This is a genomic window from Pedobacter aquatilis, from assembly GCF_030409415.1.
Taxonomy (GTDB): domain Bacteria; phylum Bacteroidota; class Bacteroidia; order Sphingobacteriales; family Sphingobacteriaceae; genus Pedobacter; species Pedobacter aquatilis.
On the sequence record NZ_JAUFPW010000029.1, the window covers coordinates 78,040 to 93,618 of the forward strand.

Here is a 15,579-nt window from a genome sequence, read left to right on the forward strand (position 1 = left end):
AGTTTAACAAAGTTGATATTCGGGCATGCTCGTCAATTCTACTGAAGTGCTTCTCAAGCCTTTATTATCACTTATCATTGTAGTAATTTTGTTATTTAGCTTTGGCTGAAGTAAAAATTCTGCCAATTCAACTGGCGTTGTTCCCTTCGGAATGGATTCTAAAAACTTAGGCCAATCTGCTTTTGCATCAACATAAGATTTTGGTTTCGCCTTTGTGTTTGCAATTATGGTTGCCGTACGGCTTTGCGCAATTACAGCCTCATCCTCAGGGTCGGCTTTTCCACTAAAATCTATCTCGCCATCATTTAATACTAATGATGGAATGCGCATCCTCAACATTAAAGATGAGCTATCAATCCAGCTTTGTCCACCCGGCCATCCTGCAACATTTGGTGGGTTAAATAAATATTGCCCTAAACTGCTTTGCAATTGAATTAAAACCTGCGGTTTATTATAGGTTACATAAAACTCCCTGCTTAAACCTACTAAAAATTCAGCAGGCGATTTTATTTTAGTGCCCACATTTTCAGGGCTATGAAACCAATCTGCAGTAAACATTTTTTTCATCATTGCCGAAATATCATATCCCGATTTGAAAAATGTATCCGCTAAATCTTTAATATGTGCTTCATTCGGCACATCATTTACAAAAAACTTATAAATTTTTTGAGAGACGAATAAAGCTGTTTGAGGTTTCTCCAGAATAATATCGATGATGTTTTCGCCATCGAAGTTTCCGGTTTTGCCGAAAAAAGTTTTTGGTTGTGCATCATGTAAGTTTTGCCTAAAAACAAATGAGCCGTCTTTATCATACATCCAACCGGTAAAAGAACGGGCAGATTCTTTAATGTCTTGTTCAGTGTAGTTGCCGCGGCCTAATGTAAAAAGTTCCATTAACTCGCGGGCGAAATTCTCGTTAGGTTTGCCTTTTCTGTTTTGCTGGTTATTTAAATACTGTAACATTGCAGGCGATTTTGAAACTTCTACCAAAAGTGTTTTAAAACTACCTAAACCATTTGCCCTCTGGATATTATTAAGTTGTTGTGCAAACATTGGGTTATTGCTTCTGCAAGCAAAATGCCCATGCCAAAAAAGCGTCATTTTCTCGCGAAGTGGCGTAGAAGTGTTAATCATTTTTTCTACCCAGGCAATATTCAAATCACGGCTTCGCTCATTTTGCATTCTAACAATTTCCTGGCGTTGCTTCTTTTCCTCGTCAGTTAAATCTTTTTTAGCGTATAAACCGGCCTGCATAAGCATTTTTTGTTTCGATGCAGATGTATCGATAAGTGTAATTTCATCTTGCTCCTTGGGTGTTTTAAGCAGATTATCCACTACTTTCTCATAACTTTTTCTACTGAGTTTTTGCAAATCTCGGTACGAAATTCCAAAACCTGCACGGCTGTAAAGATGCTTTACTTTAGAGAAATTATCTTTCGGGCTCATAATCAAAATTTTAATGTATGACTTAATTAAAACGTAGTGGTTTAATCATTGTTTTCTTTGTTTAATTTAGTCCAATGTTTTTTCAATTGCTAGATAATGATTGCAACTTCCCTAATCCGGCGCTTGCAGAAGAGGATGGATTGCTTGCAGTTGGTGGCGATTTGAGTTTGGAAAGATTGCTGATTGCCTATTCAAATGGAATTTTTCCATGGTTTAGCGAAGGCGATCCCATACTTTGGTATTCGCCGCATCAACGGTGTGTAATTTATCCTGAAAAGATAACAGTGAGTAAAAGTATGCTCAAAGTTTTTAGGGATAAAACTTTCGAAATAACTTTAAATAAAGCTTTTGATGAAGTAATAAAAAACTGTGCATTAACACCACGAATAGGGCAGGATGGAACCTGGATTACCAACGAAATGCAGGCAGCTTATATAGATTTGCATCAAAAAGGATTTGCCCACAGCGTAGAAGTTTGGCAAAGCGGTAAACTTGTTGGCGGGCTTTACGGCGTGAAAATTAACCGTGTTTTTTGTGGCGAAAGTATGTTTAGCCACGTTAGCAATGCATCAAAGGCGGCACTAATTTTTTTGAGTAAAACGGATATCAATCTAATTGATTGTCAGTTGCCAACCGACCATTTAATGAGTTTGGGAGCTGAAATGATTGAACGAGAAATTTATTTAGAAGCACTTCACAAAGCATAAAAAAACCTGCAAGGTTAAATTTGCAGGTTTTCTAAAGTATTGGTTTTTATAATGTCTTACAACTCCCTTACCCAAATATTCCTAAAGCTTATCGCCGGACTAGGGTCGCCATGATCTTGCAATTTAATAGATGATGGGCCATGCTTTTTGTATTGCGGCGCACCTATGTATCTGGTTTCTCCTTTTAAAACAAAACCATTTTGTAATAAAACACCATTTAAAAATAGCGTAACGCTGGCTGGTTTTAGTAAACTTCCATCTTCATTAAAACGTGGGGCATTCCAAATAATATCGTAATACTGCCATTCGCCTGGTTTTTTGTTGGCATTAGCCAAAGGCACACCTTGTTTGTAAACGCTACCTGTTTGTCCGTTAACGTAAGTTTTATTGTTGTATGCATCCATAATCTGGATTTCATAACCATCATCACCGCCTCCGGTTGAAGCTAAAAATACACCGCTATTTCCCCTTGCTTGTCCTTCGCCAGAAATATTTGCCGGAATTTTCCATTCCATGTGCAATTGATAATCGGTGAATTTTTTATTGGTTTCAATGTTTCCGGTGCCTTTTTTTACAGTAAAAAATCCATCATCAATTGTCCATGCAGCAGGTTTCGATGAATCTTTAACCGAATGCCATGCATCAAGATTTCTGCCATTAAATAAAACAATCGCATCATTTGGAGCATCTTGTGGTAAATTCCCTGGTATAACTGTTTTCGGTACAGGTTCCCAAACTTCTGTAGTTTTCGGATCTTTAGAAGGATCTACCTTTTTATCCTGAGCCATAGCATTTACTGCAAAAAATGCAGGAATAAATAATAGTGCGTACTTTTTCATATATGTGGTTTAACTCTTAAAGTTAACCAGTTTATTAAGAAATGAAAATTTAGTATTCAATTTATTACTTCAAATCGTCAGTAATGTAAGTTTCCGTTACAAAAATCTCATCTGGCACAATCTCTTCTTGCTTTTGTGCTGTAAAATCTCGCATGGGGCAATAACCTGTAACGCCTCTGTAAAGTAACGATGCGCCAACAGCAACTCCTGTTAAACCAATTATCGGGTGTGAGAACAAGCCTGTTAAACCCTTATAAAGTAAGTATGTTCCGGCTGCGCCAGATAACCAACGTTCTGATTTGCTTACATTTTCATAAAGCTCTGGATATTTCCATGCTTCTTTTATATTGTTTATCGTGGTATTTAAATCTTCGTTTATCATGATTATAGAAATTAAATTCAACTATATAACAAGCTAAAACGGATTGAGTTTTAATTTCTTGCCACGGAAAAACGAAGAACACGGAATTTTATCAGAAGTAGGAATAATAGAAATCCTGAAAAAACACTTTTCCGTGTCTTCTGTGTTTCCGTGGCAAATACTAATTTAAAATATCCCGAATATCTTCTTTACTTAAAGATTTAAAGAAACTTTCTTCGGTGGTAATTAAAGCGTTGGCAAGAGATTTTTTACGGTTTTGTAAAGCCAGTATTTTTTCCTCAACGGTGTCTTTAGCAATAAATTTATAAATAAATACTTTCTTATCTTGACCAATCCGATGGGTACGGTCGATGGCTTGTTGCTCTACAGCGGGGTTCCACCAAGGGTCTAAAATAAATACATAATCGGCCTGTGTTAGGTTTAAACCAACACCACCGGCTTTTATCGAAATTAAGAAAACCTTTAAATCGCTATTTTGCTGAAACTCGGCAACAATTTCTCCGCGGTTTCGCGTTGCACCATCCAAATATGCAAAAGGAATTTGCTCTTTCTCAAAATGTTTTTTGAAAATATCTAGGTGTTTTACGAATTGCGAAAACACTAAAACCTTGTGCCCACCTTTTAAAACATTATCAAGCGTGTGGATTACGTTTTCAAATTTTCCCGAATCAGAATCGTATTCACCATCAATCATCACGGGGTGGTTTGCCAGCTGACGTAACGCCGTTAATCCTTGTAAAAGCTGCACTTGCTTTTGAGCAAAAGTACCATCATCCATGCTTTGCAACAAATCATTTCGGTAAGCAGATTTTGTTTTTTCATAATAAGCCGCTTGGTCTTCGCTCATGTCGCAGTAAATAATCTGCTCTGTTTTTGGTGGCAACTCTGCAGCAACTTGTTCTTTTGTTCTGCGTAGCACAAAAGGTTTTATAATGGATTGAAGTTTTCGGGCCTTTTCCTCGTCTTTTTTCTTTTCAATCGCCTGAACATATTCTTCGTAAAAGAAAGCTTGCGTACCCAATAAACCTGGGTTTAAAAAGGTTAATTGCGACCATAAATCGCCAACAGAGTTTTCTACTGGCGTACCACTTAAAATTAATTTATGTCTCGATTTTAAGCTTCGTACAGATTTAAATGATTTTGATGATGGGTTTTTTATGTTTTGGCTTTCATCCAGGATGATGTAATTGAAATAGAAATTTTTTAAATCGTCTACATCAACACGGGTGATGCCGTAAGTGGTAATGATAATATCGTAATTGGCGAAATTGGCCACATCTTTATTTCTGCCAGTGCCAGTATGTGCTAATATTTTTAATTTTGGAGTGAATTTTTTTGCTTCAGTTAACCAGTTGTAAATTAATGAAGTAGGCATGATGATTAAAGATGTTGTATGCGTTGATGCCAGTTGATCATCCTCTTTTACCTTTTGCAGCATCGCCAAAGTTTGAATGGTTTTACCCAAACCCATATCATCAGCAAGGCAACCTCCAAAATTATATTCACGAAGAAAGCTGAACCAATTATAACCCGCTTTTTGGTAATCGCGTAAACTGCCTTTAAAGTTTACCGGCATTTGGGTATCTGCAATATCTTCAAAATCTGATAAACGCTGAAGTTTGCGTTCCAAAGTAACGTTGGCCAAACTATCTTCGGCTAAATCATTGATTAAACCGATATGATGTTTCTTGAGCTTCAAATTTTTACCCGCTTCGGCGAGGCTAAACAAACTTCCGTATTGTGTAAACCACTTATCGGGTATGATGGCAACTTCTCCATCAGGCAAAATAAATTCTCTTCGTTTATGCAGAATATGTTGTTTTAAGGAGAGAAACGGGATTTGATATTTCCCGAACCACACCACTGCATTTATATCGAACCAGTCATTTCCTTCCTTAATTTCGAGGTCTATTTTACTGGCGCCAAAAACAAAACGTTTCTGCCCGGTGGCTTGCTCTATTTCGAAGCCAGCCTCGGTTAACATTTCTATGTGTTCATTTATCCAGTTTATGGCTGCATAACTTGGGTTTTCATCTTCTGCTGCAACTTCTAAATTGCTAAACAATGCACTCGCTTTTTTTAAGCCAAGAGATAATAGTAAGTTCAGTTGTTTTTTCTCCCAATCGGCAGAGCGCTTAATGCGATGAAAAATGTAGTTATCTTCCAACTTCTCCAATCTGACGGTAACTTTATGAGCGTTCTCCAAAGGGAAAATGTATTCGCCGTATTTAAAATAAAGTTGGATTTGCGATATCCCACCATCAACATACAAAACCTTTAATACCGGAATGGCTTCAAATTGCTCTGTTCTGATTTCAAAACCTTCGGCATAAACGTGATGTTTTTCTATTAACGGTGCAACAAATTTTTCAAAATAAGTAGCCTCTGTTGCCTTTGGGATGGCAATAAAACGCTTATTTAGAAATGGCTGAAGTTTTTTGCCTTCAATATCCTGGTCGAAGAAATACAAAACATCATTCAATAATAACCAGGCCGGTTTATTGCTGATGATTTGCGCTTCCTTGAACATAAATTCGATACGCAGATTTTGGTATTTTATGGTCGGAAAATAACGTGTTTCCGTATCGTTTCTACGAAAGTGAAAAAGAATTGAAGCCGGTTCTTTAGCAAGTTCAATTTTACGTTCTACCGGCCAGCCGTCCTTATCCATCACATAAAGCTCATCTTTAACTTTCAAAAGCTCCAACGCTTCGGCCAGTTTTTTCTCAATTTTAGGCCGAACGCCCTCGTAAAACTTACTGTCGAAAACTTTGGTAAAAAACTCTGTTGGTCTGATTAGTTTTTTGTAGTGTTTTTTGATAAGGGAGTCTTGCTCAATATCATCTAAAATCTTAATCAGTTTATAATCGATTTCGCTCAAACAAGCTTTAAATTCATCAGCCGTATGCGTAAAAATTCTTTGATAGGTAAAAGAAAAATCGCCTTGCGGATTTAGCTGAACAACATGAGGTTCAATTAAATAGCCTAAATACTCATGTTTGCACAAAGAGTAAACAATTTTGCAGGATTTAGAACTATCTACGCGTAACATTGATGGGTATGAAAATTTTTTAAAGTTATGCCCTTTAAAAAACTTTAAACTTACAATATTTTGGGTTTACATCAAAAGAACGACACAGTTTTACCTAAAAAATTATTCTGTAAAGGTTTGGTTGTTTAAATATGAAATTGACTGTACCTAGTCTTTAAGATTCCTATTTTCATGGGAATGACGAAAGATTGTAAAGCAATAAAGGCATCCTAAAATTAGAATGCCTTTATTTTATTGTTATATGTTTATTACTTCCAGCCGCCGCCTAAAGCACGATACAGATTAACAACCGATTGCAACTTCTGCAATTTATCGTTTATACCGTTAAGTTGTGCGGTAAGTAAACTTTGCTCTGAAGTTAAAACATCAGTATAATTTGTTGCAGAACTGTAGCGTAATAATTCTTTAGTAAAATCTACTGCCTTAGTTAACGATGCAATTTGTTTAGCCCGGGTTTCTTCTTTTTCTGTAGCAGTTTGATAAGCATACAAAGCATTAGAAACTTCTTGTCCGCCAGTTAAAAGAGATTGCTGGAAAGTATAAAAAGCCTGTTGTTGAGTTGCTTGTGCAGTTCTTAAACGAGCCTTATTTTGTCCACGGGCAAAAATTGGCTGTGTTAAACCCCCAACAATATTGTAGAATATCGAGTTATCGAAAAAGTTTTTTAACTGCAAGGTTGATAATCCACCTGCAGCGGTTAAGGTTAGTGACGGGTAAAAAAATGTTTTTGCGACGTTCGTATTTTCAAATGCTGCTCTAAAACCAAATTCGGCAGCAATAACATCCGGACGGTTTTTTAAAAGCTGAGCCGAAACACCAGTTTCTAAATTTGTGTAAGGGATTTGCTGGTCTAAAGTTGTTCTACCAATCGTTCCAGGAGCTTGTGCAAGTACAACACTTAATGCGTTTTCCGCCTCTTTAATGCTTCTTTTCAAATCTGGAAGCGTAACCTGCGCCGCATATAAATTTGCCTCACTTTGCACAACTGCTGCGCCATTTACCACTGCACCTTCCTTAAGGCTTTTCATCGTTTCAACATCCTTTGTTCTAATTTCTATGGTTTGTTGAGTGATTTGTAATTGTTTATCTAAAGCGAGTAAAGTATAATAGCTATTTGCAATTGTTGCAATTAACTGTGTTTGAACCGCTCTTTTAGCTGCGTCGCTTTGCAAAAGTGTTGCATAGGCCGAACGTTTTGCACTGCTTAGTTTGCCCCAAATATCAGCTTCCCAAGCTGTACTTAATTGCGCACGATAGGTTTGCGTTTCTAAATTAATATTTATCCCTGGAGGAAAGTTTAATGATGATAATGATTGCTTTGCATCTGTTACAGATACATCTGCCTGTAAACTCGGCAAAAACGCAGCTCTACTTTGTTGTAAGGTTGCTTCTGAAAGTTTAATACGCTCAATAGCCTGTTTTAAATCCAGGTTTTCGTTTATACCTTTTTGAATTAAAGATTGTAAAGTGGTGTCGGAGAAAAGATTTTTCCAAGGCAAATCAGCCATGGTTGTACTATCAGTTGTATTATTGTCGCGGTATAATCCTTCATTTTTAACCTGTGGCCTTTCGTATTTTTTAGTAACGCAGGCACCCAGGGTAAGTATTCCAAAACCGATTAAAACCGAATATTTATATCTGAATTTCATGATTTGTCTTAAAATTAATGTTTGCTGTTACTAGTCGCCAATTCGTATTCTTCTTCGGTTTGTTCTTGTTCTATACCTTCATTGAATGGCGACTTGTTACTTATTTTTTCCTGCAAACTCTGGAAAATTATAAACAATGCCGGGATAACGAAAATGCCAAACAAAGTACCAATTAACATACCACCAACTGCACCTGTACCAATTGAAGTATTACCCGAAGCACCAACACCAGTTGAAAGCATTAGTGGTAATAAGCCTAAAATAAAGGCAAATGAAGTCATTAAAATTGGACGTAAACGAGCCGTTGCACCGTCAATTGCGGCATTAACAATGCTCATGCCTTTTTTCCGTCTATCAACAGCATATTCTATAATTAAAATTGCATTCTTCGCCAATAAACCTACAAGCATAATTAATGTAATCTGTGTATAAATGTTATTGTCAACACCGAATATCTTATCGAATACGAATACGCCTGCTAAACCTACCGGAAGCGAAATTAAAACCGCTAAGGGTAAAATATAACTTTCGTATTGTGCGGCTAACAAGAAATAAACGAAGATTACACAAAGCAGGAAGATAAAAATCGTTTGACTTCCGCTATTCATTTCCTCACGGGATAAACCTGAGAATTCGTAACCATATCCTGCTGGCAATTGCTCTGCTGCAACTTCTTGAACTGCCTTAAGCGCATCACCAGAACTGAAGCCAGCATTTGGATTTCCGGTAACAGAGATGGACGTAAACAAGTTGAAACGTGAAATGGCTTGCGGTCCGTAAACTTTATCTAAGGTGATAAACTCAGAAATCGGTGCCATTGTGCCCGATGAATTACGCACATAAATACTCGTTAAACTTTCCTGGTTTGCTCTGTATTTGGCATCAGCCTGAAACATTACCCTAAATTGTTTACCAAATTTATTAAAGTTTGATGCATAAACACCTCCGTAATAACCTTGCATAACCCCTAAAACATCACTCACTGTTAAACCTGCTTGTTTAACCTTTGCCACATTTACCGTAATTTGATATTGTGGGAAATTAGGGTTAAACGAAGTTGAAGCATATTGAATTTCAGGACGTTTGGCAAGTGCCGCTAAAAATGAATTTCCTACTTCATTAAACTTCTTGATGTCGCCACCAGTTTTATCTTGTAGTTGAAATTCAAAACCACCACTTGTACCAAAACCCTGAATGGTTGGTGGCGCAAAGAATATGATTTTAGCGCCTTTTATTGAAGCGGTTTTCGCGAAAAGCTCTCCTATAATTGCTTTAACATCTCTTTTACGCTCGTTCCATGGTGTTAATCTTGAAATTACCATACCATAAGAACTACCAGAACCACTAATCATACTTCTCCCAACAACCCTTAAAGAGCTTTTTATTTCCGGAATCTTATGCACAATACTATCAATTTCTGAAATGATAACATTTGTTTCTTCTTGTGAAGTTCCGGCAGGTAATGAAATATCAGACATGATAGTTCCCAAATCCTCATTCGGAACGAAACCTTTTGGCGTGGTATTCATTGTCCATACCAATAAAATGGTGAAGAAAGCAATGCCCAAACCCACTATCCATTTTTTTCTTGAAAGGAAACTAACTGATTTTTTGTATTTCCCGGTTACAGCATCGAATGAAGTGTTAAAAGCCGCATAAAATCTTTGTAAAAAGTTTTTAGGCTTTTCGTGGTCGTCTTTATGAGGTTTAAGAAAAATTGCACACAATGCCGGACTCAATGTTAAGGCATTGATTGCCGAGAGGATAATGGAAATCGCCAGTGTTAAACCAAACTGCTTGTAAAATACACCAGATGAACCTTGGATAAAACTCACCGGGATAAATACAGCAGCCATTACAAGCGTTATCGATATAATCGCTCCGCTAATGTCGTCCATGGCATCAACAGTAGCTTTTTTGGCATTGGTGTATCCTTCATCAAGCTTAGCGTGTACAGCTTCTACAACTACAATGGCATCATCCACAACGATACCAATGGCGAGGACTAGTGCAAATAAAGTTAATAAGTTGATGGTAAAGCCAAATAGACTCAGGAAGAAGAATGTACCGATAATGGCTACCGGAACACTAATTGCCGGAATCAACGTTGAGCGGAAATCTTGAAGGAAGATAAATACAACTAAGAAAACCAAAATAAAGGCTTCAATTAAAGTATGAATTACCTTTTCAATTGATGCATCAAGGAAGTCGTTTACGTTAACTAATGTTGTATAATGAATCCCTTTTGGAAAAGATTTTTGTGCCTCATTTAACGTATTAATTGAGTTTTCAATAACTTCCTTTGCGTTTGAACCAGCTGTTTGGTTAATCGCAATACCCAAAGCTGGTTTGCCATTAAACCTTACCGAACTGGCATAACTCTGTGCACCAAGTTCGATTCTGGCAACATCTTTTAAGCGAAGAATTTGTCCGTTTGCATTGCTTCTAATGATGATGTTACTGAATTGAGCCTCATCTTTTAAACGTCCGGTGTATTTTAACGTGTATTGAAATGCCTGGTCGCCTTGCTCTCCAAACTGACCTGGAGCCGCCTCAATATTTTGCTCGGCTAAAGCAACGTTTACATCGTTCGGAACCAAACCATAAGTTGCCATAACATCTGGTTTTAACCAAATACGCATGGTATAATCTAAAGTTCCGAAAGCACTTGCATCACCTACACCGTTAATACGTTTAATTTGTGGAATGATGTTAATGTTTGCATAGTTCTGTAAAAACTTCTGGTCATAAGAATCACTTTCGCTATAAACAGCAAAAATTAACACGTTACTTGCTTGTCTTTTCGCTGTAATTACACCAGAACGTGTAACCTCGGCAGGTAGTAAACTTGTTGCTCTGGCAACCCTATTTTGTACGTTAACCGCTGCTAAATCGGGATTTGTTCCCAATTTAAAGTTAATGGTAATGGTTGCTGTGCCATCGTTACTCGCAGTAGACGTCATGTATGTCATGTCCTCCACACCATTAATTTGTTCTTCTAGCGGAACAACAACACTATTCATCACCACATCGGCATTTGCACCTTGGTAAGAGGTAGAAACTTGAACCGTTGGTGGTGCAATTTCAGGATATTGTGATACTGGTAGCGTTACTAAACCTAATACCCCAAGTATTACAATAATGATGGAAATTACCGTTGATAAAACGGGCCTTTCTATAAATTTCTTAAACATAATTTTTTCTTAATGATCTACAGGGGCTTATTTTTTTAGTTCAGCATAAACCGAATCTGAACTTTTCTCTTCAGGTTTAATTTTTGTACCATCCTTTAACGATTGGAAACCTTCCAAAACAACTTTATCGCCAGCTTTTAAGCCTTTTGTAACCACATAAAATTTGCCTTTTGTTAAATCCATAATTTCAATCTCTGTGCTGATGGTTTTGGCAGAATCGCCCAAAACGTATACAAACTTTTTCCCTTGTAAATCGATTGTAGATTTCTGAGGGATTAAAATTGCATTTTCAACCTTTTGCGGGATTCTAACCGATGCACTCGCACCATTTTTAAGTAAAGAAGATGGATTTGGAAAGGTAGCTCTTAAGCTAGCAGAACCTGTTTGCGTATTAATCTGTCCGTTAATTGATTCTATTTTACCATTTTGTGCATAAACATTACCATCTGCAAGTACCAAACTTACCGGTGGGATGTTTTTCATTTGCTGCGCAAGTGTGCTGCCTTTATATTTTTTTGAGAAATCTAAGAGTTGCTTTTCATTAAGTGCGAAATAAGCATAAACTTTAGAAATGTTCGAAACTGTAGTTAATGGTTCGGTACTGGTGCCGCTTACTAAACTTCCATTCCTGAAAGGAATACTACCAACCACACCATCAACAGGACTTGTAATTGATGTATAGCCTAAATTAACCCTTGCATTTGCTAATGCTGCTTTCGCTTGCGCCAATGCAGCTTTTCTGCTTTGAAGTGTAAGTTCGGCTGCTTGTAAATCATATTTACTGATAATGTCTTTTTCAACCAATGGTCTGGTTTTATTTACCTGCAATTCTGCTGCATGAACATCAGCCTCGGCACTGCTTATTGCTGCTTTAGCCGTTCTAACCTCTTGCTCATATTGCGGTGCCATTATCGTAAATAGTAATTGACCTTTTTTAACAACTGCACCTTCATCAACCAATATTTTTTGAATAAATCCATCAACTTTTGGTCTGATATCTATATTCTGAATTCCTTCGATTGTTGCTGGATAATCTGAATCTAATTCTGTCGACTGTGCATTAACTGTAAATACAGGGTAGGCTTGTGGACCAGCAGCTGCTGCGGCCGCTGCTTTTTTTGTTTCATCATTATTTCCGCATGATGCTAAAAGCATGGCGATACCTATACTAAAAACGAGAGTTGTTACTTTTCTCATGGATTTATTCTGTGTGTTTAAATTTAATTTCCGGAGGATTAAAAGCGCAATGATAGCGTTGCTTTTATTTTCGCGATTAATGACCAAAAATAGAGCCTAAAAAAAACAAAATCTGTCCAAGTTCTGTCATTTAATCAATCGATTGATTTAATTTCGATTCGTAAAAGCATTATCAGGGTGTTAAATAGCTGTTTTGTAGGGTTTTAATTATTTTATTTTGGCTGAAATTGCTGTGTAAATAAATTGCGACAGATGTTAAATGCTGTTAATTTGACTTGTAATTGCGCATTATTTTAGTACAAATGTTCACAAATTCAGGCAGTTTTAGTTTAATTATAGTGTTAAAAATACACACTTGAAAAATTTAAGATAAAAATTTCATTAGTTTAGTCAATAATACCCTCAAAAACCAATTTTGCAGGGCCACATAAAAATACATTTGTGAATGTTGTGCCATCGTAATCAAATTCAATTTTTATATCGCCACCCAAAACTTTAATATCGGTTTTAATATGCCCATTAAGATTTTTATGTTTTGCTACCGCCATTGCTACTGCGGTTACCCCTGTGCCACATGCATAGGTTTCATCCTCAACGCCACGTTCATAAGTACGAACAAATAAATGGTCTCCTTTATCTTCAACAAAATTTACGTTGATGCCTTTTGCGTTATACGTTTCGTTATAACGGATATTTTTTCCGTTAGTAAAAACATCAAAATCCTTTAAATCATTTTGAAAAGCAACGTAGTGAGGAGAACCTGTATTTAAAACATATGCATTGCCATCATTTGTGATGGTGTTAACATCAATCATCTGTAAATCTACCCATTCGCCATTTTCTGAAATTCTGGCATAATGTGGTCCATCAACTGCCAAAAAAGTTGTTTCTCTATCAATAAGACCAAGTTGTTTTGCAAAGGCAACTATACATCGGCCTCCATTGCCACACATACTGCCCAATTTTCCATCGGCATTAAAATAATGCATTTCGAAATCATAGTGCTCATGCTTGGTCACGAACATTAAACCATCAGCTCCAACACCAAATCTTCTGTTACAAAGTTCTTCAATTTGCTTGTTGTCAATATCCCTTAATGGAGCCATAGTATGGTCAATTAAAATAAAATCGTTTCCTGCACCTTGATATTTGTAAAAATTAATTTTCATTGATGTTATGGTTTTTATGGCAGTTTGGCTTAATATGAGTTTGTAACTTTGTCAGTTTAATTCATAAAAGCTTCATTTTTTAATGCAATATTTGAGTTGCAAATGTAGTATATGGCATGTTAATTTTGATTTAACATTTTTTAACACGCAACCAAGTGCTTTTGTTATGCAAATATCGTTTATATGGTATTAAATTTGAATAAACTTACAAAAGAAAATTTGAGCAGATAAAAACTGCCAGAGCAATCTGCTTAAATCAAATTGCAAAGCTCTCGCAAAAAAATAAATAATTAACACAAGTGATTATAAGTTTACCAAACAATTAGCTAGCAATTTGGCTTATAATTTAATTGTGGGGATAAAAAACAATTTTTAACACATGAAAAAAATATTAGGAATTACAGTGTTAGCCGCATTTATAGGTGGTGCGGCAGCAATTGGGGGTTACAAGCTTTTCGAGCGTAGCCAAATTGGTGGGACAATTTCTGAAAAACAAAATTTGTACTTCGCCAATAACCCGTTAAAAGTATCATCAGCAGGTGCTGCCGATTTTACGGAGGCAGCAGCGGCAGTTGCGCCTGGAGTTGTTCACATTAAAACAACATATACTTCATCAAGCAAGGGGCAGAGTGGAGGCTCATCGCCATTTGATATGTTCGAAGATTTCTTCGGTGGAGGTGGTCGTCAAATGCAGCGTCAGCCTAAAGCAGCTTCGGGTTCGGGCGTAATTATTAGTCAGGATGGTTACATTGTAACGAACAACCACGTTGTAGAAAATGCTGATAAAGTAGAGGTTGTATTAACTGATAGACGTAAAGTAGAAGCAAAAGTAATCGGCCGCGACCCAAATACAGATTTAGCATTAATTAAAGTAAACGCAACTGGTTTGCCTGTTGTTAAAATGGGTAACTCTGATAATGTACAAGTTGGTGAGTGGGTTTTAGCCGTAGGTTTCCCGCTCGATTTACAAACTACTGTTACCGCAGGTATTGTAAGTGCTAAAAATAGAAGTATTGGTATCATCGGTCGTGAGCAACAAGGTGGTGGCATTACTGAAGAAGAGTATAGAGAATATCAACGTACAGGTAAAAGACCAGAGCGTCCGGCTAATACAAGTATAGAATCATTTATTCAAACAGATGCGGCAATTAACCCTGGAAACAGCGGTGGTGCATTAGTAAATTCAAATGGCGAATTGGTTGGTATTAATGCTGCAATTGCTTCACAAAGCGGATATAACCAAGGTTATGGTTTTGCTATCCCGGTAAACTTAGCCCGTAAGATTGTTGATGACTTTATGAAATATGGCTCGGTTAAACGCGGTTATATTGGTGTTAATTTCGTGCCTTTGAGTGCAGAAAATCCATCTGATATAAAAACCAATGAAATTAGTGGTTTGTATGTAAACGATGTTGTTGCAGGTGGCGGCGCTGCTGCAGCAGGTATTAAATCTGGAGATATTATCAAAAAAGTTGATGGTCTGGTAATTAATGACTCACCGGATTTACAGGAAAGAATTGGTCGTTTAAACCCTGGTGATAAAGTTAAATTATCGGTTTTAAGAGATGGCTCTTTGAAAGATATTAGTGTTACCTTAAAAGGTGAATCTAGTGTTGGCCTAAATTCAAACACAGCTGCAACAAAAGCGGTTGAAGTTTCGAAACTGGGTGCAACATTTGCTCCGGCTACACAAGCACAGAAATCGCAACTTAAAATTAATAGCGGTGTTGTGGTAACTTCGGTAACCAGCGGAAAGGCCTTTGATAATATTGGCGTTGAAAAGGGGTTAATTATTACTAAAGTTAACGGACAAGCAGTTAATAATGTAACGGATGTTCAGAAAGCTTTACCTCAAACTAGAAACGGTATGATTTACATGTCTGGTGTGAGTGAGCAAGGAACGTTTAATTTTAGTTTCCCGGCTCAATAAAATAAAGTGATTTA

Annotated in this window: 10 protein-coding genes; 2 read left to right on the top strand and 8 right to left on the bottom strand. The window is 36.9% G+C overall.

Going from position 1 to position 15,579, the window contains the following annotated elements; translation table 11 throughout:
• Window positions 1-3: 3 nt before the first annotated feature.
• Window positions 4-1,446, bottom strand: coding sequence for a DUF1800 domain-containing protein (locus QWY86_RS12255; protein WP_290242537.1), 1,443 nt, complete (start codon window positions 1,444-1,446; stop codon window positions 4-6).
• A gap of 74 nt (window positions 1,447-1,520) precedes the next feature.
• Between QWY86_RS12255 and aat the strand changes: the two genes are divergently transcribed.
• On the top strand, window positions 1,521-2,153 hold the full coding sequence (gene aat / locus QWY86_RS12260; protein WP_290242539.1) for a leucyl/phenylalanyl-tRNA--protein transferase: 633 nt from the start codon (window positions 1,521-1,523) through the stop codon (window positions 2,151-2,153).
• Window positions 2,154-2,209: 56 nt separating this feature from the next.
• On the opposite strand, the gene QWY86_RS12265 is transcribed toward aat, so the two are convergent.
• From QWY86_RS12265 to dapF, 7 genes are all read right to left on the bottom strand, one after another.
• The gene (locus QWY86_RS12265; RefSeq protein ID WP_290242540.1) at window positions 2,210-2,992 is read right to left on the bottom strand and encodes a 3-keto-disaccharide hydrolase; all 783 of its coding nucleotides are present in this window, start codon (window positions 2,990-2,992) and stop codon (window positions 2,210-2,212) included.
• Between the two features lie 64 nt (window positions 2,993-3,056).
• Complete coding sequence (locus QWY86_RS12270) at window positions 3,057-3,374, bottom strand: YgaP family membrane protein (protein WP_290242542.1); 318 nt, start codon at window positions 3,372-3,374, stop codon at window positions 3,057-3,059.
• Window positions 3,375-3,534: 160 nt separating this feature from the next.
• Window positions 3,535-6,426, bottom strand: coding sequence for a DEAD/DEAH box helicase (locus QWY86_RS12275; RefSeq protein WP_290242545.1), 2,892 nt, complete (start codon window positions 6,424-6,426; stop codon window positions 3,535-3,537).
• 248 nt (window positions 6,427-6,674) lie between these two features.
• Window positions 6,675-8,075, bottom strand: a complete 1,401-nt coding sequence (locus QWY86_RS12280) for an efflux transporter outer membrane subunit (protein WP_290242546.1) — start codon at window positions 8,073-8,075, stop codon at window positions 6,675-6,677.
• Between the two features lie 14 nt (window positions 8,076-8,089).
• On the bottom strand, window positions 8,090-11,269 hold the full coding sequence (locus tag QWY86_RS12285; RefSeq protein WP_290242548.1) for an efflux RND transporter permease subunit: 3,180 nt from the start codon (window positions 11,267-11,269) through the stop codon (window positions 8,090-8,092).
• Window positions 11,270-11,296: 27 nt separating this feature from the next.
• Entirely contained in the window at window positions 11,297-12,466 is a 1,170-nt protein-coding gene (locus tag QWY86_RS12290) for an efflux RND transporter periplasmic adaptor subunit (RefSeq protein ID WP_290242550.1), read from the bottom strand.
• A 386-nt stretch (window positions 12,467-12,852) separates the two neighbouring features.
• On the bottom strand, window positions 12,853-13,635 hold the full coding sequence (gene dapF / locus QWY86_RS12295; RefSeq protein ID WP_290242552.1) for a diaminopimelate epimerase: 783 nt from the start codon (window positions 13,633-13,635) through the stop codon (window positions 12,853-12,855).
• A 379-nt stretch (window positions 13,636-14,014) separates the two neighbouring features.
• Here dapF and QWY86_RS12300 point away from each other — a divergent pair, with 379 nt between their 5' ends.
• Entirely contained in the window at window positions 14,015-15,565 is a 1,551-nt protein-coding gene (locus QWY86_RS12300; RefSeq protein ID WP_290242553.1) for a trypsin-like peptidase domain-containing protein, read from the top strand.
• Window positions 15,566-15,579: the final 14 nt, after the last annotated feature.

Bases quoted from the DNA above. Each gene is read 5' to 3' on its own strand.
- QWY86_RS12255 (WP_290242537.1), bottom strand. From the start codon at position 1,446: ATGAGCCCGAAAGATAATTTCTCTAAAGTAAAGCATCTTTACAGCCGT.
- QWY86_RS12265 (WP_290242540.1), bottom strand. From the start codon at position 2,992: ATGAAAAAGTACGCACTATTATTTATTCCTGCATTTTTTGCAGTAAAT.
- QWY86_RS12300 (WP_290242553.1), top strand. From the start codon at position 14,015: ATGAAAAAAATATTAGGAATTACAGTGTTAGCCGCATTTATAGGTGGT.
- dapF (WP_290242552.1), bottom strand. From the start codon at position 13,635: ATGAAAATTAATTTTTACAAATATCAAGGTGCAGGAAACGATTTTATT.
- aat (WP_290242539.1), top strand. From the start codon at position 1,521: ATGTTTTTTCAATTGCTAGATAATGATTGCAACTTCCCTAATCCGGCG.
- QWY86_RS12280 (WP_290242546.1), bottom strand. From the start codon at position 8,075: ATGAAATTCAGATATAAATATTCGGTTTTAATCGGTTTTGGAATACTT.
- QWY86_RS12285 (WP_290242548.1), bottom strand. From the start codon at position 11,269: ATGTTTAAGAAATTTATAGAAAGGCCCGTTTTATCAACGGTAATTTCC.
- QWY86_RS12290 (WP_290242550.1), bottom strand. From the start codon at position 12,466: ATGAGAAAAGTAACAACTCTCGTTTTTAGTATAGGTATCGCCATGCTT.
- QWY86_RS12270 (WP_290242542.1), bottom strand. From the start codon at position 3,374: ATGATAAACGAAGATTTAAATACCACGATAAACAATATAAAAGAAGCA.
- QWY86_RS12275 (WP_290242545.1), bottom strand. From the start codon at position 6,426: ATGTTACGCGTAGATAGTTCTAAATCCTGCAAAATTGTTTACTCTTTG.